Origin of the sequence: Rhizobium sp. AN73, assembly GCF_030757975.1 — a bacterium.
Lineage (GTDB): Bacteria > Pseudomonadota > Alphaproteobacteria > Rhizobiales > Rhizobiaceae > Agrobacterium > Agrobacterium arsenijevicii.
Genome location: NZ_JARWME010000002.1, coordinates 1,681,342 through 1,702,465 on the forward strand (window position 1 = coordinate 1,681,342; position 21,124 = coordinate 1,702,465).

Below are 21,124 nucleotides of genomic sequence, written 5' to 3' on the forward strand. Positions count from 1 at the left end.
TTTGCGGATCATTTACCTGAATGGTCGAACGGTGGGCCTTTTTCGGGCATGTCGTTCTCTCGAAACTGCGGCACAGTTTCGGCGACATGCCATAAGAGAACGATGGGGCAGGAATAGGACCAAAACGAAAATTGGCGCTTTCCGTCAGCTATGCTCCCTTTCGCCCGCCGTCTCGCCCACTGTCAGCGGCCAGTCGACCACATAATCCTCGAAATCGTCAACATCCACATCCAGTTCATTAACGGTGCGGCCACGCGCGGAAATGCCGGCCTGATGCACCGTCTCCCAATCGCCGGAGACGAGATAGTGCCACCAGTACAGATCCTTGCCGTCGCGAACCAGCGCATAGGCGCAGGTGGGCGGCAGCCAGCCGATCTCGTGCACCTTCTTCAAATCCAGCTGGATACAGTCCGGCACGGTGGCGCGGCGGTTCTCATAGTCGGAGCACCGACAGCTTTCGCCGTCGAGCAGCTGACAGCGGACCGAAGTGAAGGCCACCTCACCGGTGTCCCAATCTTCCAGCTTGTTCAGACAGCACAGGCCGCAGCCGTCGCACAGGCTTTCCCACTCCTCGCCGGTCATCTCGGTGAGCGATTTGGTTTTCCAGAACGGCGCGTCATTCATCGTTAACATTTCCGTTTCATTTTGATCTCTTGAAGAGTGGGGCTTAACCGATCCCTAATCCTTAATATCGTATCGCCAAGGGCTGGTTTGTACGATATTTTAGCATTCTAGCGGGTGGCAAACGGTCATTGGCCCGGGACAAGCCGCCGCGTCAAGCAGTTCTGCCACAACCATGCCACGGTTTTGCGTCCGGAATTGGGTGAAGCGCAGAAACATCGACAGTCCGCGTTGCGTTGAACAGGAAAACATCGCCAGGTGCAGGAAGAAAAAGACGATAAAAACGGTCGCAAAAAGCGGCATATCCTGCTGAGAATCGATTCATTCATCGACTCCGGCCTGTGGACGGCTGCGGCAAGGCTGGTGGATTTCTGGGAAGACGTCACCATCGCCTCGCGCAAACTGCATGTGCGCGGCTGGAAGAAACTTCTCGTCAACCTGACCTGCGACGCGCTGACCTTCGGAACGGCGGGCTGCGTCGTGCTTCTGGCGCTTGCCATGCCTGCCTTTGAGGAAACCAAGAAGGACTGGCGTTATCGCGGCGACTTCGCCGTGACCTTCCTCGACCGTTACGGCAACACCATCGGCCATCGCGGCATCATCCACGAGGATTCCGTGCCGATCGACCAGATGCCTGATCATTTCATCAAGGCGGTTCTGGCGACCGAAGACCGGCGTTTCTTCGACCATTTCGGCATCGATTTCATCGGCCTTGCCCGCGCCATGAGCGAAAACGCCCGCGCCGGCGGCGTGGTACAGGGCGGCTCGACGCTGACACAGCAGCTTGCCAAGAACCTGTTCCTCACCAATGAGCGTTCGCTGGAGCGCAAGATCAAGGAAGCCTTCCTCGCGTTCTGGCTTGAGACCAACATGTCGAAGAAGGAAATCCTGAGCCTTTATCTCGACCGCGCCTATATGGGCGGCGGCACCTTCGGGGCGGCGGCGGCGGCTCAGTTCTATTTCGGCAAGAACCTGACCGATGTGACGCTTGCCGAATCCGCCATTCTTGCCGGCCTGTTCAAGGCGCCGGCCAAATACGCACCGCATGTCAACCTGCCTGCCGCGCGTGCGCGCGCCAACACCGTGCTTTCCAATCTGGTGCAGAGCGGGCTGATGACCGAGGGGCAGGTGATCGGCGCGCGGCGCAATCCCGCCACCGTCATCGACCGCGCCGATGTGAAGGCGCCGGATTATTTCCTCGACTGGGCCTTCGACGAGGTGCAGCGGCTGGCGGCACAGGGCAGGTTCAAGGACCATACCGTCGTCGTGCGCACCACCATCGATACCGGGCTGCAACAGGCGGCCGAGCAGGCGATGGAAATGGAACTGCGCGAATATGGCGAGGGCTACCGCGTCAAACAGGGCGCGATGGTGATGATCGAGAACGGCGGGGCGTTGCGCGCCATGGTCGGCGGGCGTGACTACGGTGAAAGCCAGTTCAACCGCGCCACGGCGGCTCTGCGCCAGCCAGGGTCCTCCTTCAAGGTCTATACCTACTCGGCCGCCATGGAAAAAGGCATGAAGCCAGAGACGCTGATTTCCGATGCGCCCGTGACCTGGCGCGGCTGGTCGCCGCAGAATTACGGCCGTTCCTATGCCGGCAAGGTGACGTTGCAGGTGGCGCTTGCCAAATCCTACAACACCGTGCCGGTGCGGCTCGCCAAGGACGTGCTCGGCACGCAGGTGATCGTTGACACCGCTAAGGCGATGGGCGTGACCACGCCGCTGCGCAGCGACAAGACCATCCCGCTCGGCACGTCGGAAGTGACGGTGCTCGATCAGGCGACCGGTTATGCGGTGTTCCCAGCCAACGGCATGCAATCGCGTCGCCACGGCATCGAGCAGGTGCTGGATTACGAAGGCAAGGTTCTCTACGATTTCGGCCGTGACGAGGCGCCCGCCAAGCGCGTGCTTTCCGAAGAGGCCAATTCGAAGATGAACCAGATGCTGGTGACGATCCCCGTTATGGGCACCGCCCGGCGTGGCGCGCTGGAAAACGGCATCGTTTCCGGCGGCAAGACCGGCACCTCGCAGGCCTATCGCGACGCCTGGTACATTGGTTTCACCGGCAATTACACCACCGCGGTCTGGTTCGGGAACGATGATTTCACGCCGATGAACAACATGACCGGCGGCGCGCTTCCGGCCATGACGTACAAGCGGCTGATGGATTATGCCCATCAGGGCATGGAGCTGCGCCCCATTCCCGGCATCCAGAACCCGTTGCCAACCGGCGCGCGCCCGCAGCCTCCGGCGCAGGTCGCTGCCGCATCCGCCAACACGCCTGCCATGCCGGCACTCACCCGCCCACGCTCGCTCTCGGCGGAAGCAACCCGCGTCATCCGCTCCATCGCCAAGAAGATGAAGGAAGCGGCACCTTTGACCGTGACGACGCAGAAGGTGGCGGAAGCGGCCATCCGCGACGGCAGGGATGAACCCGCGCGGCATTAGCATCCTGCCTCTATCGATCACCAACCTAAAATTGCACGTTTAGGGATCCTCACCTCACCGGCAGAGGTCTGCCGGTGACAGATGTCAAGTATAAGTGCGGATTTCTAATATATTCGCCAATAGTCGATGCACTCGAAAAGCCCTTTACGTGCGTCCCGGATACGCCAGACATGGTAAAAACCGTGAATAATCTTTCTACACTCAAAGATTGAATGGACCGTTCCGGTAAATTCATGCCTATTGTCGGCAAGGTTATCTCTGTCTGATAACGAACCGATCCCGGAGGGCGGCATGAACAATGCGGGGGAAGGACAGCGGGCAGTTGCGGCCGTTCTTATCGCTGGCCTGGGGCTTGTGCCCGCTACGGCCCATGCGCAGGACCCGATGCTTCTGATCGACGAACCGGGCTTCGAATTGCGCCTGCATTTTCAGGCCGGTGTGAACGCCGTGGCCGAGCAGAACCTGTTCTGGAACTTCGCCGACACTTTCGCGCCAAAAGCCGGTTTCGACAGCGATACAAGGTGGCTTGAAGGTTATCTGATGCCCGGCATCGGCTTCACCGCCGATGCCGGCGACCTGCTACAGGTCTATGGAAAAATCTCCGCCGTTGCCTCCGGCACTCTCGGCACCGATGCCTTCGATGCGGGTGGCACGGGCGCCATCACGCTCGAGGATGGCTATCTCGGGCTGCGCTCGAAGGCAAAAACCGGTCCCTTCTTCGATATCTCCCTAGGGCCGCGTCCGTTCCAGACCGGAACCGGCATGCTGATCGCCAATGGCGGATCGAGCGGCTTTGAGCGGGGCGCGTTGAAACTTGGCCCCCGAAAGGCATGGGAACAGGCGGCCATTCTCCGGTTCGGTGTGGATGACCTGACGGCGACGGCTTTTTTCATCGACGCCAACGAATTATCCGACAAGGACAGCGGCACGAAGATCGTCGGCGCGGATCTGCGTTATGAAGTGGACAAGGGGCGATATGCCGGCATCACTTTCGGCCATGTCCCGGAATCCGGTTCACCCTACCCCCGAGCTGCGGCTGGCGGCATCGGCGCGCCGGTGATCGTGCCGGGTGCGCGCGAGGGGTTGAGCTTCGTCAACGCCTATGCCCGCACCAATCCGTTCGAGGGAGGGCTTTCGGGGTTTTTCATCGGCGGTGATATCGCCTATCAATGGAACCCCGATATCGACCTGCAGGCATGGGGCGGCCGCACCCAGATCGGTTATGCGTTCGAAGAGGTTTCGTGGACGCCGACGATTGCCTACAGCTACCAGACCTTCTCCGGCGACGACCCTTCGACCTCGCGTCTGGAACGTTTCGACCCGCTCTATTACGAGGGCAACCCCAGCGCATGGTCGACGGGCACCAAGTCCTCGATGATGTTCCTGAATTCGAACGTCAATGCGCACCAGCTCAGCCTGCAGGTAAAGCCGACGCAGGCCGACACATGGACACTGCGTTACGCGCATATCCGCGCCAATGAGCTGAACAGCCCGATCCAGTTCGGTCAGGGCACGCGCCTCGATGACATCGACGGCACCCCCACCCCGGTTGCCGGCGTGGGCAACCGCCATCTCGCCGACGACATCTATCTGGAATATTCGCGCGTCATCAATCCCAACACCTTTCTCACCGCCGGCGTCAGCATTTCCTTCCCCGGCAAGGGCATGGATTCCATGACCGCAGAAAATTCGCCGAACTGGCTTGGAGGTTTCGTTAATGTCATCGTCAATTTCTAGAACCCTGTCGATCGCGCTTATCGCCGCCCTGCCCGTTCTGGCGTTTCCGCTCGCCGCTTCCAGTCAGGACGCCGCCCCGCTTTCGGCGGAACAGTCGGACCCGGTCAAGCTCGGCTGGATGCAGGGGTTTCCGCCGCCGGAAGACAAGATCATCCGCTTTTCCGACAGCGACTATTTCAACTTTCCGAAATCGCGATGGACGGTCTGCCATTTCCGCCAGCTGATGCCGACGGTCAATGTAAGCCGTGGCCTCGGCGCACCCGCGGCGCTTGAACGCAAGATCGATCCCGCCATCGACACCGTGACTTTTCGGCCGACGGGTGCCGACCGCGACATGACCTGGCTGCAATCTCTCTCCGCCAACTACACCGACGGCATCGTCGTGCTGCACAAGGGCGTGCTCGTCTATGAGCGCTATTCCGGTTGCCTGAACGAAATGGGGCAGCACGGCGCCATGTCGGTGACGAAGTCGCTGACGGGGCTTCTCGGCGAGATGCTGGTTGCCGAAGGCACGTTGGACGAGAATGCCAAGGTCGCGACCGTCGTCCCCGAACTTGGAAAAAGCGCCTTCGGTGATGCGACGATCCGGCAGGTGCTCGATATGACGACGGGCCTGCGCTACAGCGAGGACTATGCCGATCCCAAAGCCGATGTGTGGACCTACTCCGCGGCCGGCAATCCGCTTCCCAAGCCCGAGGGCTATGAAGGGCCGCGCAGCTATTTCGACTATCTGAAGACGGTGGTGAAGCAGGGCGAACACGGTTCCGCCTTCGGTTACAAGACGATCAACAGCGATGCACTCGGCTGGGTCATCGCTCGCGCTTCGGGAAAATCGGTGGCCGAACTGCTGTCGGAGCGGATCTGGAGCCGGATGGGCGCCGAGCAGGACGCCTATTACACCGTCGATTCTACCGGCACGCCCTTTGCCGGCGGCGGGTTAAATGCCGGGTTGCGTGACATGGCGCGCATCGGCCAGCTGCTGCTCGATGGCGGCGTGGCGGGCGGCCAGCATCTCATCCCGCAGAAGGCAATCGACAATATCCGCCACGGCGGCGACAAGGCAGCTTTTGCGAAGGGCGGTTATCCAGCGTTGCAGGGCTGGAGCTATCGCGCCATGTGGTGGGTCACCCACAATGCCAATGGTGCCTTCATGGCGCGCGGCGTGCACGGCCAGGCAATCTACATCGACCCCACAGCCGACATGGTCATCGCCCGGTTTTCCTCGCACCCCGTTGCCGGCAATGCCGCCAACGACCCGACATCCCTGCCCGCCTACGAGGCTGTGGCGCGTCATTTGATGGAACGGGCGGGGAAGCCGTGATGCTGGGGACATGCCATGGCTGCGGATAGCCTAAAAATTCTGTCGGAGCGTGCGGCTTACCCCCCTCTGTCCTGCCGGACATCTCCCCCACAAGGAGGGAGATCGACCCGAGGCGATGTCTCATCCATCTCAACGTTTGAGATTGAAGCGGGGGTAAAGCCTCTTGCCGATCTCCCTCCTTGTGGGGGAGATGTCCGGCAGGACAGAGGGGGGTAAGCCACACGCTCCACAGCCCCCTTCTCTGCAAATCGAGCGCCCAATGCTCAAGGCAGCAACGCCGCCCTCGCCGTTTCCACCACATGCGACGTCAGCGCGCCAAGACGGTCGGCGGCGAGCCGGTTGACCTGCCAGTAGAGCGGGATATCGAGCGGCGTGCCGGGGATGAGTTCCACGAGCAGCCCCGCTTTCAGATGCTCCCCGACGAGTTGCACGGGGTTGAGGCCCCAGCCCATGCCGGTAAGGCCCGCCTTCACGAAACCATCGGTCGAGGGCAGCCAGTGGGTGGGATAGGAGATATCCTCACCCAACGCTTTTTTGATCCAACTGGCCTGCAGCCTGTCCTTCTGGTTGAAGGTCAGCCCCGGCGCGTGGGCAAGCGTTGCGGGCGTCACCCCATCGGCAAAATGGCGGGCCATGAAATCCGGGCTGGCGGTGGCGTGATAGCGCAGCACGCCGAGCGGTGTGACCCGGCAGCCCTGCACCGGTTTCGCATGAGCAGTGACGGCAGCAAGCACCCTGCCCCCGCGCAACCATTCCACCGTGTGATCCTGATCATCCACCGCGATGTTGACGAGATAATCGGAATGAGCGGTGAATTTTGAAACTGCGTCGAGAAACCATGTACCGAGGCTGTCGGCATTGGTGGCGATGTTGAGCGTGACGCGCTCCTGCGCATCCCCTGCTTCCGCCAGCGCCGGAAGCTGGCGGAACAGCTCGCTTTCCAGCATGCCGACATGATCCATATGCCGGCAGAGCCACTCGCCCTTTTCCGTCGCCACACAAGGATTGCCGCGCACGATCAGCACCACACCGAGCCGCTCCTCCAGCTGCTTGATGCGCTGGGAAACAGCAGACGGCGTGACGCACAGTACCTGCGCCGCCTTTTCGAAACTGCCGGTCTGTGCAACGAGCGCCACGGCCCGCATGGAGGGATAGTCGAGCATTACAGCCCTCCGTGTAGAGGTTGGTATGGGTGCGGCTGGCGTAAAGCATGCGGTCTTTCGCCGTGCTTTCCTCCACCCTCATTCCTGTGCTTGTCACAGGAATCCAGCCAGTCCAAGTCCTTGGGCTGAAAGGACTCTCTCGCCGCGCAGACGCGCGTCGACTGGATTCCTGTGACAAGCACAGGAATGAGGGTGGTGGGGAGGCAACGGCCCATGGAATCGCCGGGTTGCATGCGCTGATCGATCATTAGATTTGCTTACTTAAGCTGAGTTTATTTAATTGGATTAATGCATGTGAAGGAAATATCCAAGCACTCGGTTTGCAAGCGATGGCACCGGCCATCCGCACAGGCAGCGACAAAAAGGCAGCAGCCAGCATGGACATACAAATCTTCTTCACCGGCCTGACGATGGGTCTGAGCCTCATCGTCGCCATTGGCGCGCAAAATGCTTTCGTTCTGAAGCAGGGGCTGGCGCGCTCGCATGTCTTTGCCGTCTGCGCCACCTGCGCGATTTCCGATGCGCTGCTGATCACCGTCGGCGTGTTCGGCTTTCAGCGGATAAGCGCCGTCATGCCGGCGCTTGATCCCATCATGCGTTATGCCGGTGCGGCCTTCCTCATCTGGTATGGCGCCAAAAGCCTGCATTCGGCGCTGCGCTCGTCGGAGGCGCTTTCGGTGGCAGAAAGGCGGGAGGCAAGCCTGTGGCAGACGCTAGCCATCTGCCTGGCGCTGACCTTTCTCAATCCGCATGTCTATCTCGATACCGTCGTGCTGCTCGGCACCATTTCCACGCAATTTCCCGGTTTCGAAAAGACCTTTGCGGCGGGTGCTGCCACCGGCTCGCTGCTGTTCTTCTTCTCGCTGGGCTACGGAGCGCGCTGGCTGCGGCCGATTTTCGAAAAACCTTCCGCCTGGCGAATCCTCGAAGGCGTCATCGCCGTCACCATGTGGGCCATCGCCTTCAAGCTGGTGGCAGGGGCCTGAGCCAGGGAATCCCCGGTTTCGATCATTTCCACAAAGACTAGACAAGGCGTACCATTTTCCAAACAGGGAATCAGTGATAGTCCTCGACCTGTACAAAAACGGGAAAACAGCGTGTTTCGAGTTCCATTCCTTGTCGGCATCGCCCTACTGATCGCCTTTGGTGGTGGCATTGCCGCGACGCTGGCAGCGCTTGAGGCGACATCCGGCTTCGGCTCGATCCGCATAGGCTCATGGGATGCCTTCCCGGAGGCACAGACAATCGAAGCCGACCCCTACGCCAAGTCGCACCGCGCGGATGCCGGCAAGCTGCTTTACGGAACAGCAGAAGGGCTGGCGTTTACCGCCTCCGTCGACAGCGACGGTCAGCGCCTGACCGGCGAGTGTCGTTACCGGCTGGCAGGCGCCGTGCCACCCTCTCGGTTTTGGACGCTATATACCGCCGACCAGCAGGGCAATGTGCTGGCGGAAGATGCCGGGCGGCCCTTCGCGCTCAATTCCCGCACGCTGTTGCGTAGCGCCGATGGCGGCATAGACATCACCATCGCCCCCGATGCCCAGACCTATAACTGGCTGGCGGTGCCGCAGGGCCAGACCTTCAAGCTGGTCATGACGCTGCTCGATACGCCGGTCGCGGGCAGTTCCGGCCTGATCGATATCGCCATGCCGCAAATCCGCAAGCTGGGGTGTGGCAATGCTTAGGATCCTGCTCGCCATCCTCACCGGTCTTGTCGCCGCCGCCGTTTTGCATGTCATCATTCTTCTGGCGATACCGCATTTCAGCAACCGCGATGCTTATACGCGTGCTGTTGCTGAAGGAAAGCCGCATCAGTTTCATCTGCTTGAGGAGACGGCGGAGAAAAAGGCGCTGGGAAGCGGCGATCCCTTCATGCGGGTTGCCGTCTGCACCTTCGATATCGAGGAAAAGCCGGTTCGGCTGACCGCAATCGGTGCCGTGCCCTTCTGGTCCGTCGCGGTTTACGACAAGGCCTCGAACGAGGTGTTCAGCATGAACGACCGCACGTCCGCCGGCGGGGTGATGGATATTCTGGTGGCGGATGCTGTCCAGATCGCGGCCATACGCAAGGCGCAGCCGCCAGCGCTTTCACAGGCCATTCTGGCGGAATCGGATCAGACGGAAGGATATGTGGTGTTGCGGACAATGGTGCCGCAGCCGAGTTTCGGGGAAGAAGCGGAACGGTTCCTGAACGAGGCGAAATGCCAGCCGACGCCGTGGAAATAACGCCGATCTATCAAGCATAATCAGGATTTGAAGGCGGTTTCCGGTGCGGGCTTGCGCTTGCGCGCGTCTTTGCCGGCCGGTTCGGTATCGCGCTTTTCATAACGCACGCCGGTAAACAGCACGACCTTCGCCGGGCCCATCACCTTGCCGGCCACGCCGGTGGGGCGCAGGCTTCGTCGGGCTTCGCCGATTGGAATAATAACTGCCATGCTCGTCTCCTCTTCGGGAGTCAATGTTGCCCATGGGAACCGCGCAAGCCTCGTCTTGCGTCGGGAATTTCATCACCATCACATTGCGCATATTCCAGTCCACAGACTGGTTTCGCATGACCCAAAAACCGATGGCGATTTTATCAGGGATCATGCGCAGATTAAGGCTTCGGCATGCCATTTTCGAATTTATTCTATCGATCAGAATAACATGGAATCCTAATACTGCCCATGAAATTACAAACAGACAGAGGTTAATGATCCGTTAACCCTAACCGCCGGACGCCGACTTATCCCTCACAAAGCCGCATGCGCTGAAAACAAAGGCGAGGCGGCAAAGTTCCATGACGTTTTTTCCGTCACGAAGGTTTTAAAATTTCCTTGTTGATAAATGCGGAATCTCTCTTGCCACCCCCCATAGTTAACAGGGCGTCAACGGATTTGCTCTAATTTGAACCGATATTGTGTTTGCGTTTTTGTTGGGTAGTGCGTTGACCGACCGGTTTCGAGAACTTGAGAGGCCAAGAGCCGTGAGGAAGAAAGATGTGGTGCTGATGGCCACTGTTACGAATTTTGAGACCGTTCCCCATCCGTCAAAAACGGACCTTCGGCAGTTTGCCGAACTTTTCATGCCGCTTTTCAACGCCTCCACCGAAGAAGCCAAGCGGGAAGCCATTGCGGCACTCTCCCAGCATCCGAGCGTGCCTTCGGCCGTCGCCTTCTTCATTGCCTGCCAGCCGATCTCGATTGCCGCCCCGTTCCTCATTTCGTCGAAGTGCCTCGATGACGACACGCTGATCACCATTGCCCGCACGCAAGGGGCCGCCCATGCCCGCGCCATCGTCCGGCGCGAGGACCTGTCGCCGACCGTCATCGACGCGCTTGTCGGCCTGCGGCATATGGAGGATCTGAAGCGGCCGAACGAGGAAATGGACGTTGCCCCGCAGCAAGCCGTTGCCGAAACCGAAGAAACGAAGGTGGAAGAAAAGCCCACCCGCATCGAGGCCGCATCCGCGCTAGAAGAAGAAATGCGCCAGCGGATCAAACAGATGGCGCACCACCTCAATCGCCCGGAAAGCGACGTTCTTGGCCTTCGCCGTCTGAGCGACGTGCAGGAAGCCTTGCTGGTGCGGTTCGCCCGTGAGCGCGATGCGCGACAGTTTGCGGTGGCGCTGGCGGATGCACTGTCGTCCAGCTACTGGCTGTCGGAGCGGATCATGCTCGATATATCAGGCGCGCAGCTCGCCACCACGCTGATCGGGCTTGGCATGGAATTTTCCGAAGCCGCATTCATCCTGCAATGTTTCTATCCGCATCTTGCCGCCGCCGAAGGCGATATGAGCCGCGCCGAAGCCCTGCTCGACCGCCTGGAAATCATCGAATGCGAAGAGCGAGTGGAAAGCTGGCGGCGCGCCGACAGCTATACGCATGGCAAGGAACGGCCGAACCGCAGCGCACCTGTCGTCCACAGAACGGGGACGCAGGGTTAAACCCGCCGCACGTCTCCCGACGCGTTCTAGGCCTGCGGCTGGTCAACCAGCGTCAGGAGATCGCCGATCTCGTCGGTTTCGATCTCTACGACCCACAGATCGCTGTCGAAACGCCGCTCCCTTTCCAGAAGGGCGGCACTTTCCTCCCCCTCCACACCGGCAAGGCGTGTCTCGAAGCGGCGCTCGGCACGAATTTCCCCGTCATCTGAAAAACTTTGTGGCGCGGGTCCGTAGAGGTTTTCACGGCCATCGCGTAGACGCTGGCGGATGAAGATCGCCCCCGCCTCCTCGGCCCCCTTCTTTTCGACAGCGGCAAATCCACCGGCGGAAAAGACCCGGCGGATAAGGGCTGAGACGAAAATTTCGGATTTGAGGCGCATTGATGTGCTTTCGATTAAACGGTTGGGCGTGCTCTCAATGGTGATTTGACAACGGATCGAAGGTGCGTGGGGCTTACCCCCTCTGCCCTGCCGGGCATCTCCCCCTCAAGGGGGAGATCGGCAAGGGGCCCTTTTGTCGCTTCATTCTCAAGCTTCGAGATGGGCGAGACCTTGCCGCAGATCGATCTCCCCCCTTGAGGGGGAGATGCCCGGCAGGGCAGAGGGGGGAAGCCCCACGCACCTTCAGCCGCTATCAATCGACAACCTCCGGAAGCTTAAGCCTCAAAGCGCGCCGATCGATTTCAACTTCTTCAGCACCACTTCGCTCGGCACGCCGGTTTCCGGCAGGCGGTAGTGTTTTTCGAAGTGGCGGATGGCGTTGCGGGTCTGCTCGCCGGCTACGCCGTCTACCTTCACGTCGGCATAGGCGATATTGATCAGCCCCTGCTGGATCTTGGCGATCAGTTCGCGGCTTACCGGCTTCGCAGCCGCCGCCGCGCTGCTCAGGGAAACCGGTTCGGCCTTGGGGCGCGGGGTTTCAGCCTTGCGGATGGCGGCCGCGACCGGGTCGATCTCGACGCCGCCACCGGTATCGGAAGGCCGGTCTTTCGGGATTGCCGCAACAGTTGCACCGTCGATCCGGAGCGCTGCCAACACCCGTGTCGTCGGCTCGCCGGTCTGTTCCATGCCGAGCGTTTCCTCGAAGAACATGATGGCGGCGGCCGTGCGCGGTCCCATCCGGCCATCGGCCTCGCCTTCGTAAAGTCCGCGTTTTTTAAGTTCGGCCTGAATATCGGCGACGATCTGCTGCGGTTTCTGGTTGTCAGCCGCAAGCGAAGTCGCAGGTGCCGCCGTTCCGGCTGCCGGTTGCTGCGCCGTGTCGGTCTCGCTTGGACGTTCTATACGGAAGGTCGTGACGTTGCCCTGCGCGCCGAGCGGCTCCGCCGCGCGGTAACCGGCAATACCGTTCGGGTTTGCCGCATCGCGGGTGCGCAGGAAAGGCGACGGGTGGACACCCGGCTGATACCAGAGAGCATTGGCGGCGACAAAACCGAAGACGACCGCGAAGGCACCGCAGCCGCCCACCAGTTTCGGACGGCGCAGGAGTTCGCGCCCGATGGCCGAAACCACCAAGGAAACAATCCCGGCGCCGATCTGGGCCGTTGTTTTCTTAGGCGATTTTCGCTTTCGCGGGGCCATCGTCACCATCCTTCTTCATAATCGCGGCCATTTCACCGAGCCGTTTGATGCGCGGCGGAAACTCCACCATGCATTCGGTTTCAGCGTTTTCGCCACCTGCCATGCCGGAACCGTCGGCAGGCAACATGATCGTTACGACTGTCCCCTCGCCGGGCTGGCTGGTGATGACGAACGTGCCGCCATGCAGTGCCACCAGACCCTTGACCAGGGACAATCCCAAACCCGTGCCCTCATAGCGACGGGTATATTCATTCTGGACCTGCATGAAAGGCTGGCCCAGCAGTTCAATCTTGTCGGACGCGATACCGATGCCGGTATCGCTGACCGTCAGTTTCAGCATCCTGCCTTCACGCGCAGCATCAATGGACACCACGCCGCCGGCATCGGTGAACTTGATGGCGTTGCCGGCCAGATTGATGAGAACCTGACGGATGGCGCGCTGGTCGGCTGCGATTTCACCGATACCGCGCTGGATGCGGCTGGTCAAAGTCAGGCCTTTTTCCTTCGCCTGCAGGCCGAGCATGGCCTCGCAGGACGCGATGGTCTCGGCAATCGGGAAGCTTTCCATCATCAGCTCGTAACGGCCGGCTTCCAGCTTGCTCATATCCAGCATGGTGTTGACCACCGACAGGAGATGCGCACCGGACTGGCGGATCAAGCCGACATATTCCCGCTGGCGATCATTTTCCAGCCGGCCGAAATATTCGCCCGCCAGAATGTCGGAAAAGCCGAGGACGGCATTGAGCGGCGTGCGCAGCTCGTGGCTAACGGCGGCGAGGAAACGCGACTTGGCATCATTGGCCGATTCCGCTTCCGCCGCCTTGCGGGCGACATCGCGGCGCAGAAGCTCCATCTCGGTGACGTCGGAGAGCTGGGCGACGATGCGGCGCAGCCTGCCGGCCGCGCTGCGGATCGCCGTCATTTCCATACGCGCGTGAATGAACTGTAGCGGGCGCGATTTCGCGCCGGTTTCGAACCGCAGTTCCACGCTGGCCTTGTCCTCGCCCTGCCGTAGCAGATCGAAAGCCTGCATCAATTCGATACGATCCGAGACATAGACATATTCAGCAAAGACATGGTCCTTGCAGGCCTGAAGATCGGCCGGAAACTTTTCGAGGTCACGGCCGGAGACACGCTCGACGAGGCCATTTTCATTGATCGTCAGCACAAGGCCGGGCACCTGCGATGCCGCAACGAGATCATCATCACCGGCATGGGCGGAGAGCGACGCAACACCACGCGCGGGACGTGAAAAGGCGATCAGCAGGGCGGCGGCTGCCAGATAGAGCGCCAGCACCAGAGCAGCACCGATGGGCAGCGCGATGGCAGGGCTGAAGACAAGGCTGAAGAGGGCGGGAACAACCACAAGGCCGACGGCGCTGAAGGCAAACAGACGGCGCAGGCGCGCAACGGTTCCGGCGCGCCTTTCGGCGTCCTCCTCCATACGCGCAAGCCATCTGCCTGCGGCATGGTCGACCAATGCGACCGCTTTTTCTCTCATATTACGCAATACCAATACCGAATCCCTGAGACGGATCTAACGGCTCCGACAATAGAAGGCCGCGGCTTAAGGAATGGATAAAAAGAATGGCGCCAAACGCCCGTCAAATGCGCCGCAGTCCCAATACGGAGCATTTCAACCAAGCTTTGCCAATCATGGTTAATGACGGGTAAGCGACGGATTTCGCTTCATTTTTGCCATCGTGTTAACCTTTGTGGCAACTGGGGGCCCAGCTTTCGCCGGGAACAGGCGGCATCTGTCGCAATTATGCTTAACATGGACTGTTAAAATGCAACGGAATTGCTGAAGCCGGTCCCGATGCGAGGAGAATAGATACAATTTGAATTAAATTGCGCTGCTTTTTGCAATTGGCTGTTCGCCGGTCGCCTGTAGCTTCTCCCCAAGCCCGAAAAACGGGACAAAGGCCGATGACCCGAAACGGGCGGGGCTTCAAAACAAAGATCATCTGGCAGGGTGTCTGACAATGTGGTTTCTGATCAAAGGAACATTCTGGTTTTCGCTGGTACTCGTGGCGCTGTCCTATATCGGCAGCAGCAACGATCCCGCCAAGGAACCTTCGGCATTCGATCTTCCCAGCGCCGTTTCGGCAGCCGGTGAGGCCTATCGTTATGTTAGCGCCATCTGCATCGAAAAACCCGATGTCTGCGTCAAGGGCGCCGAAACCTTCCACGCGCTCGGCGAACGGGCAAAGGAAGGCGCCAAGGTCGCCTATGAATTGCTCGACAAGCAGCTTGCCTCCGGTGACAAGACGGCTCCCGTCGCCAAGCTCGTCAACGAGGGCGAAAAACTGGCCGAAGCCCCCGCGATCAGCGTCGAATTCCCTGGAAATACCGACACGCTGAAGACCGGTACCATCATTCCCCTGCCGCTGAAGCGCCCCGCACCCTGACTTTTTCCCGGCCGCGCATCGCCGCGCCATCCCATTCCTGCAGCCGGATATGTCCGTCTGCGAGACTGCCTGCCAAACTTGCCCACGGAAACCTGTTTTCCGTGGGCTTTTTCGTGGCCTGCATGGTTCAAAAGCGACCACAATTCACCTATATCCTAGCGAAGACATGCAATAACGGACAATACGGCGCACAACATGGCCTCTCTCGATACGATCCTTGACGATTTCGCCTTCCTCGACGACTGGGAGGATCGCTATCGTTACGTCATCGAACTCGGCAAGGCGCTGCCCGATCTGCCGGAAGACAAGCGCACGTCTGAGAACAAGGTGCAGGGTTGCGCAAGTCAGGTCTGGCTTGTCAGCCATAGCGACGGTGCAGAAGATCCTCTCATGACCTTCGAGGGCGATTCCGACGCGCATATCGTGCGCGGCCTCGTCGCCATCGTTCTCGCCGTCTATTCCGGCAAGAAGGCTTCCGATATCGCCGATCTCGACGCCATCAAGGTGTTCGACAAGATCGGGCTGGTGGAACATCTGTCCTCGCAGCGTGCCAATGGCCTGCGCTCCATGATCAAGCGTATCCGCGAGGAAGCGCGGCTTCTGGCCGCCTGACCCCTCACCCTGTTGACACCGTTGTTGCCATCGGCGGGCGATAGTCTTCGTCGCCCCAGTGGTGGCTCGTCCTTGCGGTACGTTGCGCTTGCGGCGCATAGTGCCGGGCAAGGGACAAAAGTGCGGCACGCAACAGCAGTTTTGCCGAACGCGCCGGCCATTGCCGCTCCCGCTCCACCGCCTCCAGACCCTTTTCGAAACAGCAGACATCGATGGCGACGCCCGACAGTTCAGGCCCCATCGCGTCGGCCGCGCGGGAAAACCGCGTCCGTGCAGCCATCGCCGCCTCTGTGAGATCAAGCGCACCACCCGCCTCCCCTTTCGTGCGGCTGGCTGTTTTCGGCTCCCACGTTGCCGTTATCCTCGGGCTCAATTGCGCGCGGTGGAAATCGGCGGCGAGGCGTTCGCCCGCCTGCAAGGCGTCAGTGGGAAAAAATGCCGCGCCATCCCGCTCCTTCAAGCGTGAAAGGCTTGTCAGCGGCGAGGTATTGAGGTTGCGCCGGGCCGGCTGCCTGTCTTCGCCGACATCCAGAACCACCGCCTGCAAATCCCAATGCTGTTCCTGAAAAATCTCGTCTCGGTCCTTGGCTATCGCGCGCTTGAGATATGCGGCGAGCGGCGGCGCGGCGGCGAGCGTGTTTTCCTGCCTGCCGATCAATCCCCCAGAGACGGCGAGCCGCACCGTTGCGGCCGGAAACCGCAAGGCTGGACGCCCTGCCATGTCTTTCCCGGCCTCGGACCGTCGCAGCACCATATCGCCGCCATCCTCCGAGATTTCAGCCACGCCCGCAGCAATAAAACGCAGGAGCCGCAACAGGACAGGATCGGGAGGCATGGCTGCTGCGCTTTTCGCCTCACTCATCCCGCACACCCTTCATCACATTAAAAATGCTGCCGGCAAGCCGCTCTAGCATGGCAACGAACTCGTCGAAGGCCGGCTCGTCGCGACGGTCCTCGACCACCTGGCAGGCATGACCGACCGTCGTTCTGTCCCTGCCGAAACAGGGGCCGATATCCGACATGGGAATACCGAGCTGCACATGACACACATACATGGCGATCTGGCGGATATGGCATTCACTGCGCCGCCTGTCCCGGCGCGCGGCCACACGATCGCCGGTCAATTGCACCATTTCGCCCGTCAGTTGCCGGATCAGCCGGCAAATCCGCGAAATCTCATCCCGCCCGGCCACGGGTGGAAAGCGGCGAAAATTGCGATGGTCGACCTGCACGCAAGGTCGCAACGGGGCAGGCAAAGACGACATATCCGGCGGCATATGCAACTCCTTTACGAATAGGAATTAATTCATACACCTGAGAACGATCGTGGGGAAGTGTGAATTTGGCGTCGAAAAACATGCGATTGATTTCGCTTTGTTTTTGAAGAAGAGCTGGCCTCAGAGAAGGATTCTTTTCCTCTACCGAAATTACGCGCGGCAATAAAAAAGCCGGTCGAAGGACCGGCTGGGCATAGGGCATGGTTACATCTGGAGCAGGCGTTTGCGTCCTGCCGCCTTCTCCCCGCTGGGGAGAAGGTCGCGGCAGCGGATTGAAAGGGCAAAGCCAGCAATATGCTGCGAGAGTGCCCCTCGTCCGGCCCTTCAGGCCACCTTCTCCCCAGCGGGGAGAAGAACCGGCCAGACCGATCCGTTTTTAGAAAATCAACGGTTCGCCTTGCGGCGCTGGCCGAGACCCATTTCCTTGGCGAGCCGCGAGCGGGCTTCGGCATAGGCGGGAGCAACCATCGGATAGTCGACCGGCAGGTCCCATTTTTCGCGATATTCTTCCGGCGTCATGCTGTGATGCGTCGTCAGGTGGCGCTTGAGCGACTTGAACGAGCCGCCACATTCCAAACAGACGATATGATCGTCCTGAACCGACTTGCGAACGGACACGGCAGGCTTCTGCTTTTCAACATTGACCGCCACCGATGCCGGTGCCGATGTTCCGCTGAGTGCCGTATGAACATCCGAAATAAGGCCGGGAAGCTCAGTTACCGGAACGACGTGGTTGCTAACATAGGCAGCCACAATATCCGCCGTCAGTTCGACCAGCAGATCCTGGGCGTTACCGTATGCAGTTTCCGTCATTTAAGTATCTCCTGTTATTGATCTCCAGACGCGAGCGAACGCCGCATCGAGCGATGTGAAGTTACCCGGTGCCCCACCTTCGCCTGTTGAAACCAACGTGAAATCTACCCCTAGATTTCAAGCGAAACCGGAAACGAATTGATCCGAGATTCAACTTGTAGCCCGCGACATGGCCAACAATGGTCTGATCAACCATAGATTAGACATTAATAAAATGCCTATGTCGACCATGAAGAGGCTAGATGCAAATCGCGATAAGCAACTTTACACTTAATTTGGATAGCATCAAAACAGCAAAAGTCAAATTCCTATTATGAATTTTTCAGTTCAAAACAGTCTAATTGGAATACAAAAAATCACGGGTAATAAAATACTATGCCAAGTAGTAATGGAAAACGAAGACCCCCTATTATTAGGGGGTAATTCAACTTCAAATTTTCTTTAGGTCATCAACTACCGATTTATCAGCAAGCGGATAACCTGCCTTGTGTGCAGCCATAGCAAGAAGATGTGCCGAGACGGGTGCTGTCAGAACAAAGAAAAAGAAACCGGCAAGCGCCCGCGCCAAGGTCGATATTTCCATGGAATGAATGCCCACAGCCAGAAGCAGCAGACCGGAACCCACCGTGCCCGCCTTGGAGGCCGCATGCATGCGGGTATAGACATCCGGCAGGCGATTAAGCCCGATTGCCGCAATCAGCGAGAAGGCAGCGCCTGAAACCGTCAGTGCCGCAACCAGAATAGCCACGATCCAGCCCATCATCGTCCGCCCCTTCTTTTTCCGCGCTTCTGCCCAGTTTTCATAAGCTTTTCAGGGGCTTCCGATGCCCGCTCCCCGTCCAGAACCGCCTTTGTCCCGCGCCTGCCATCTGCGCCGCGCGACAACACGAAGCGGGCAAAGGCCACCGTCGCCAGAAAACCCACCAGCCCGAGTGCGATGGCGATATCGACATAAAGATCGAAACCGGTGCGGATGGCGATGAGCGCGATGAAGCCGATGGCGATGCCGACCAGCATGTCGAGCGCGACGATCCGGTCCGGCAAGGTCGGACCGACGACAACGCGATATACTGTCAGCAAAAACGCAGCCGACAGTACAACCGTGGCAAGTATAGTTGCAAATGAAACTATTTGTTCCGGCGTCATCCCTGAAACGCCTCCATGATCTTTTTTTCGAAGCCGTTCCTGATGTCGTTCTTCGCGGCCTCGATATTGCTGCAGTCGATCGCGTGAACGTAGAGCGTCTTTTTATCCTCGGAAACATCGACCGACAGCGTGCCTGGGGTCAGCGTGATGAGATTGGCAAGCAACGTGATCTGGAAATCCGTCGTCAGCCTCAGCGGATAGGCGAAGATGCCGGGCTGCACGTCGAGCTTGCGCCGCGTCACCATCACGGCCACCTTCCAGGCCGACAGCGCCAACTCCTTGAAGAACAGCAGCAGCAGCGACAGCACGCGGACGGGACGCAGCCGGTGAGCTTCGCCCCCCGGTATCTGGTGACGGATAAGGCCGAGCGCCAGGCCTGAGACGATGAGGCCGAAGAAGATGTTGGCCGGGGTGACGCTGCCGGTTACGGCAAGCCACACGGCGACAAAGAGCAATATCAAGACGTAGCGGCTCATGGGTTGCCCCCTTCGGAAAACACCGACTGGATATAGGCTTCAGGATTGCCAAGGCCCGCCGCCGCCTGCTGGCTGAGATTGAGCAGGCTTTCCGGGAACAGGCCGAAAAACACCACCAGCAATGTCAGCCCCACGAGCGGCGCGAAAGACGGGGCCGCCAGAGGCGACAGAGGCTGCGCCGGAGCTTGCCCGGTCGATGCCACAGCCGATGCCGGACGCCAGAAGCACAGAAGGAAGACCCGCCCGAAAGCGATGGTGGTAATGAAACCGGAGGCGAGAATGGAGGCAGCGAGCCACCAGGCACCGATATCGATCGCCGATTTGACGAGAACGACCTTCGGCCAGAAGCCGGAAAAGGGCGGCAGGCCGGAACCGGCGAAAAACAGCGCGAGCGCGAGGCCCGAAAACCACGGCGCCTGCCGGTAAAGGCCACCGAGCGAGGTCAGGGCGAAACTGCCGCCGAGACGGGCTGTATGGCCGGCAGCGAGATAAAGCGCCGTCATCAGCACCATGGAGTGCAGCGCATAAAGGATCGCGCCTGACACACCGGAGGGCGTGCCGATGGCGATGCCCGCCATCATGTAACCGATGCCTGATATGACGATGTAACCAAGCATGCGGCGGATATCGTTCTGGGCCAGCGCACCCATGGCCCCCAGCACCATGGTCAGTGCCGCAGAGACGGCGATGACGATGCTCAACTCCTCCCGCTCGACCGGAAACAGCATGACCATGACGCGCAGCAGCGCGTAGATACCGACCTTGGTAAGCAACCCGCCGAACAGGGCGGAAACGACGATGCGCGGCGTGTGATAGGAGGCGGGCAGCCAGAAATTCACCGGAAAGGCCGCCGCCTTCATGGCAAAGGCGAGAGCAAACAGACTGGTAAGCGTCATCAGCGGTGCCGTGCCGCGCAGTTGCGTCGCCTTCAGCGCGATGTCAGCCATGTTGAGCGTGCCGAAGATGGCATAGAGATAACCGACCGCGATCAGGAACAGCGTCGTGCCGATGAGGTTCAGAATGGCGTATTTCAGCGCGCCGTCGATCTGCTCGCGCGTAGAGCCAAGCACGATCAGCCCGAAGGACGAGATCAGCAGCACTTCGAACCAGACATAGAGGTTGAAGAGGTCGCCAGTCAGGAACGCGCCGGTGACGCCCGCCATCAACAGCATCAGGAAGGGATAAAACCCGTATCGCCTGCCGCTAGCGTCGATATCGGCGCTGGCATGGATAGCGCCGGCAAGCGCCACGATGGCCGCCGCGAGTGACAGCAGCGTGCCGGTGAGGTCGGCGGTAAAGGCGATACCGAAGGGCGGCAGCCAGCGGCCCATGACCATGGTGAACGGCCCCTCGGTCACGACCTTCCACAAAAGGGCGGCATCGAGCAGCACCAGCAGGACGAGCGCCGTGATCGCGATGGGCGCGTGCAGACGCATGGTGTGGCGCAGCATCATCAGCACCGCGCCCGCGCCGATTGAGAGCGCGACGGGGAGAATGATCAGCCAGTCGGACAGGGGCACGGGTGCCGTGACGAGCGCTGCGGAAAGATCGGAGATTGCGGAGGTGGTGGATGAAGCCATGTCTGTTTACG

The 21,124-nt window shown here is 59.9% G+C and carries 22 protein-coding genes; 9 read left to right on the top strand and 13 right to left on the bottom strand.

Going from position 1 to position 21,124, the window contains the following annotated elements; translation table 11 throughout:
* Positions 1 to 144: 144 nt before the first annotated feature.
* Positions 145 to 624, bottom strand: a complete 480-nt coding sequence (locus RBH10_RS18215) for a YcgN family cysteine cluster protein (protein WP_281036247.1) — start codon at positions 622 to 624, stop codon at positions 145 to 147.
* 255 nt (positions 625 to 879) lie between these two features.
* Here RBH10_RS18215 and RBH10_RS18220 point away from each other — a divergent pair, with 255 nt between their 5' ends.
* The 3 genes from RBH10_RS18220 to RBH10_RS18230 all read left to right on the top strand — a co-directional run bounded on the left by RBH10_RS18220 (position 880) and on the right by RBH10_RS18230 (position 6,130).
* Positions 880 to 3,072 carry a transglycosylase domain-containing protein gene (locus tag RBH10_RS18220; RefSeq protein ID WP_281036246.1) on the top strand — a complete coding sequence of 731 codons (2,193 nt, stop codon included), beginning with the start codon at positions 880 to 882 and terminating at the stop codon, positions 3,070 to 3,072.
* 291 nt (positions 3,073 to 3,363) lie between these two features.
* Positions 3,364 to 4,809 carry an alginate export family protein gene (locus RBH10_RS18225; protein WP_281036245.1) on the top strand — a complete coding sequence of 482 codons (1,446 nt, stop codon included), beginning with the start codon at positions 3,364 to 3,366 and terminating at the stop codon, positions 4,807 to 4,809.
* Complete coding sequence (locus RBH10_RS18230; RefSeq protein WP_281036244.1) at positions 4,790 to 6,130, top strand: serine hydrolase; 1,341 nt, start codon at positions 4,790 to 4,792, stop codon at positions 6,128 to 6,130. The genes RBH10_RS18225 and RBH10_RS18230 overlap by 20 nt, the downstream gene beginning before the upstream one ends.
* Before the next feature lie 263 nt (positions 6,131 to 6,393).
* Here RBH10_RS18230 and RBH10_RS18235 read toward each other — a convergent pair whose 3' ends face one another.
* Positions 6,394 to 7,293 carry a LysR family transcriptional regulator ArgP gene (locus RBH10_RS18235; RefSeq protein WP_281036243.1) on the bottom strand — a complete coding sequence of 300 codons (900 nt, stop codon included), beginning with the start codon at positions 7,291 to 7,293 and terminating at the stop codon, positions 6,394 to 6,396.
* Positions 7,294 to 7,670: 377 nt separating this feature from the next.
* Between RBH10_RS18235 and RBH10_RS18240 the strand changes: the two genes are divergently transcribed.
* The 3 genes from RBH10_RS18240 to RBH10_RS18250 all read left to right on the top strand — a co-directional run bounded on the left by RBH10_RS18240 (position 7,671) and on the right by RBH10_RS18250 (position 9,519).
* A complete protein-coding gene (locus tag RBH10_RS18240; protein WP_281036242.1) occupies positions 7,671 to 8,279 on the top strand; it encodes a LysE/ArgO family amino acid transporter in 609 nt (202 codons plus the stop codon).
* 111 nt (positions 8,280 to 8,390) lie between these two features.
* Positions 8,391 to 8,978, top strand: coding sequence for a DUF1214 domain-containing protein (locus RBH10_RS18245; protein WP_045017981.1), 588 nt, complete (start codon positions 8,391 to 8,393; stop codon positions 8,976 to 8,978).
* Entirely contained in the window at positions 8,971 to 9,519 is a 549-nt protein-coding gene (locus tag RBH10_RS18250) for a membrane protein (RefSeq protein WP_045017983.1), read from the top strand. Before RBH10_RS18245 ends, RBH10_RS18250 begins: the two co-directional genes overlap by 8 nt.
* 20 nt (positions 9,520 to 9,539) lie before the next feature.
* Here RBH10_RS18250 and RBH10_RS18255 read toward each other — a convergent pair whose 3' ends face one another.
* On the bottom strand, positions 9,540 to 9,728 hold the full coding sequence (locus RBH10_RS18255) for a hypothetical protein (protein WP_281036241.1): 189 nt from the start codon (positions 9,726 to 9,728) through the stop codon (positions 9,540 to 9,542).
* A 554-nt stretch (positions 9,729 to 10,282) separates the two neighbouring features.
* Between RBH10_RS18255 and RBH10_RS18260 the strand changes: the two genes are divergently transcribed.
* A complete protein-coding gene (locus RBH10_RS18260) occupies positions 10,283 to 11,218 on the top strand; it encodes a DUF2336 domain-containing protein (protein ID WP_281037353.1) in 936 nt (311 codons plus the stop codon).
* Positions 11,219 to 11,244: 26 nt separating this feature from the next.
* Here RBH10_RS18260 and RBH10_RS18265 read toward each other — a convergent pair whose 3' ends face one another.
* The 3 genes from RBH10_RS18265 to RBH10_RS18275 form a co-directional block, all read right to left on the bottom strand.
* Positions 11,245 to 11,598 (bottom strand): DUF1491 family protein, encoded by a 354-nt coding sequence (locus RBH10_RS18265; RefSeq protein WP_281036240.1) that lies wholly within the window; start codon positions 11,596 to 11,598, stop codon positions 11,245 to 11,247.
* A 282-nt stretch (positions 11,599 to 11,880) separates the two neighbouring features.
* On the bottom strand, positions 11,881 to 12,798 hold the full coding sequence (locus tag RBH10_RS18270) for a peptidoglycan-binding domain-containing protein (protein ID WP_281036239.1): 918 nt from the start codon (positions 12,796 to 12,798) through the stop codon (positions 11,881 to 11,883).
* Positions 12,770 to 14,299 (bottom strand): HAMP domain-containing sensor histidine kinase, encoded by a 1,530-nt coding sequence (locus RBH10_RS18275; RefSeq protein WP_281036238.1) that lies wholly within the window; start codon positions 14,297 to 14,299, stop codon positions 12,770 to 12,772. The genes RBH10_RS18270 and RBH10_RS18275 overlap by 29 nt, the downstream gene beginning before the upstream one ends.
* 484 nt (positions 14,300 to 14,783) lie before the next feature.
* Between RBH10_RS18275 and RBH10_RS18280 the strand changes: the two genes are divergently transcribed.
* Together RBH10_RS18280 and RBH10_RS18285 are read left to right on the top strand one after the other, a co-directional pair.
* Complete coding sequence (locus tag RBH10_RS18280) at positions 14,784 to 15,209, top strand: DUF5330 domain-containing protein (protein WP_281036237.1); 426 nt, start codon at positions 14,784 to 14,786, stop codon at positions 15,207 to 15,209.
* Between the two features lie 195 nt (positions 15,210 to 15,404).
* A complete protein-coding gene (locus RBH10_RS18285; RefSeq protein ID WP_045017996.1) occupies positions 15,405 to 15,821 on the top strand; it encodes a SufE family protein in 417 nt (138 codons plus the stop codon).
* 4 nt (positions 15,822 to 15,825) lie between these two features.
* On the opposite strand, the gene RBH10_RS18290 is transcribed toward RBH10_RS18285, so the two are convergent.
* The 7 genes from RBH10_RS18290 to RBH10_RS18320 all read right to left on the bottom strand — a co-directional run bounded on the left by RBH10_RS18290 (position 15,826) and on the right by RBH10_RS18320 (position 21,113).
* Entirely contained in the window at positions 15,826 to 16,683 is an 858-nt protein-coding gene (locus RBH10_RS18290) for a DUF6456 domain-containing protein (protein WP_281036236.1), read from the bottom strand.
* A complete protein-coding gene (locus tag RBH10_RS18295) occupies positions 16,676 to 17,098 on the bottom strand; it encodes a helix-turn-helix domain-containing protein (RefSeq protein WP_281036235.1) in 423 nt (140 codons plus the stop codon). Before RBH10_RS18295 ends, RBH10_RS18290 begins: the two co-directional genes overlap by 8 nt.
* Before the next feature lie 384 nt (positions 17,099 to 17,482).
* Positions 17,483 to 17,911 (bottom strand): MucR family transcriptional regulator Ros, encoded by a 429-nt coding sequence (gene ros / locus RBH10_RS18300; RefSeq protein ID WP_003512037.1) that lies wholly within the window; start codon positions 17,909 to 17,911, stop codon positions 17,483 to 17,485.
* A gap of 430 nt (positions 17,912 to 18,341) precedes the next feature.
* Positions 18,342 to 18,674 carry a monovalent cation/H(+) antiporter subunit G gene (mnhG, locus tag RBH10_RS18305; protein WP_045018002.1) on the bottom strand — a complete coding sequence of 111 codons (333 nt, stop codon included), beginning with the start codon at positions 18,672 to 18,674 and terminating at the stop codon, positions 18,342 to 18,344.
* The gene (locus RBH10_RS18310) at positions 18,671 to 19,057 is read right to left on the bottom strand and encodes a cation:proton antiporter (RefSeq protein WP_281036234.1); all 387 of its coding nucleotides are present in this window, start codon (positions 19,055 to 19,057) and stop codon (positions 18,671 to 18,673) included. Before RBH10_RS18310 ends, mnhG begins: the two co-directional genes overlap by 4 nt.
* Complete coding sequence (locus RBH10_RS18315; RefSeq protein WP_281036233.1) at positions 19,054 to 19,533, bottom strand: Na+/H+ antiporter subunit E; 480 nt, start codon at positions 19,531 to 19,533, stop codon at positions 19,054 to 19,056. Before RBH10_RS18315 ends, RBH10_RS18310 begins: the two co-directional genes overlap by 4 nt.
* Positions 19,530 to 21,113, bottom strand: a complete 1,584-nt coding sequence (locus tag RBH10_RS18320) for a Na+/H+ antiporter subunit D (RefSeq protein ID WP_281036232.1) — start codon at positions 21,111 to 21,113, stop codon at positions 19,530 to 19,532. Before RBH10_RS18320 ends, RBH10_RS18315 begins: the two co-directional genes overlap by 4 nt.
* Positions 21,114 to 21,124: the final 11 nt, after the last annotated feature.

Bases quoted from the DNA above. Each gene is read 5' to 3' on its own strand.
- ros (WP_003512037.1), bottom strand. From the start codon at position 17,911: ATGACGGAAACTGCATACGGTAACGCCCAGGATCTGCTGGTCGAACTG.
- RBH10_RS18310 (WP_281036234.1), bottom strand. From the start codon at position 19,057: ATGACGCCGGAACAAATAGTTTCATTTGCAACTATACTTGCCACGGTT.
- RBH10_RS18240 (WP_281036242.1), top strand. From the start codon at position 7,671: ATGGACATACAAATCTTCTTCACCGGCCTGACGATGGGTCTGAGCCTC.
- RBH10_RS18230 (WP_281036244.1), top strand. From the start codon at position 4,790: ATGTCATCGTCAATTTCTAGAACCCTGTCGATCGCGCTTATCGCCGCC.
- RBH10_RS18320 (WP_281036232.1), bottom strand. From the start codon at position 21,113: ATGGCTTCATCCACCACCTCCGCAATCTCCGATCTTTCCGCAGCGCTC.
- RBH10_RS18235 (WP_281036243.1), bottom strand. From the start codon at position 7,293: ATGCTCGACTATCCCTCCATGCGGGCCGTGGCGCTCGTTGCACAGACC.
- RBH10_RS18285 (WP_045017996.1), top strand. From the start codon at position 15,405: ATGGCCTCTCTCGATACGATCCTTGACGATTTCGCCTTCCTCGACGAC.
- RBH10_RS18260 (WP_281037353.1), top strand. From the start codon at position 10,283: ATGGCCACTGTTACGAATTTTGAGACCGTTCCCCATCCGTCAAAAACG.
- RBH10_RS18275 (WP_281036238.1), bottom strand. From the start codon at position 14,299: ATGAGAGAAAAAGCGGTCGCATTGGTCGACCATGCCGCAGGCAGATGG.
- RBH10_RS18280 (WP_281036237.1), top strand. From the start codon at position 14,784: ATGTGGTTTCTGATCAAAGGAACATTCTGGTTTTCGCTGGTACTCGTG.
- RBH10_RS18255 (WP_281036241.1), bottom strand. From the start codon at position 9,728: ATGGCAGTTATTATTCCAATCGGCGAAGCCCGACGAAGCCTGCGCCCC.
- RBH10_RS18315 (WP_281036233.1), bottom strand. From the start codon at position 19,533: ATGAGCCGCTACGTCTTGATATTGCTCTTTGTCGCCGTGTGGCTTGCC.
- RBH10_RS18250 (WP_045017983.1), top strand. From the start codon at position 8,971: ATGCTTAGGATCCTGCTCGCCATCCTCACCGGTCTTGTCGCCGCCGCC.
- RBH10_RS18290 (WP_281036236.1), bottom strand. From the start codon at position 16,683: ATGAGTGAGGCGAAAAGCGCAGCAGCCATGCCTCCCGATCCTGTCCTG.
- RBH10_RS18215 (WP_281036247.1), bottom strand. From the start codon at position 624: ATGAATGACGCGCCGTTCTGGAAAACCAAATCGCTCACCGAGATGACC.
- mnhG (WP_045018002.1), bottom strand. From the start codon at position 18,674: ATGATGGGCTGGATCGTGGCTATTCTGGTTGCGGCACTGACGGTTTCA.
- RBH10_RS18265 (WP_281036240.1), bottom strand. From the start codon at position 11,598: ATGCGCCTCAAATCCGAAATTTTCGTCTCAGCCCTTATCCGCCGGGTC.
- RBH10_RS18270 (WP_281036239.1), bottom strand. From the start codon at position 12,798: ATGGCCCCGCGAAAGCGAAAATCGCCTAAGAAAACAACGGCCCAGATC.
- RBH10_RS18295 (WP_281036235.1), bottom strand. From the start codon at position 17,098: ATGCCGCCGGATATGTCGTCTTTGCCTGCCCCGTTGCGACCTTGCGTG.
- RBH10_RS18225 (WP_281036245.1), top strand. From the start codon at position 3,364: ATGAACAATGCGGGGGAAGGACAGCGGGCAGTTGCGGCCGTTCTTATC.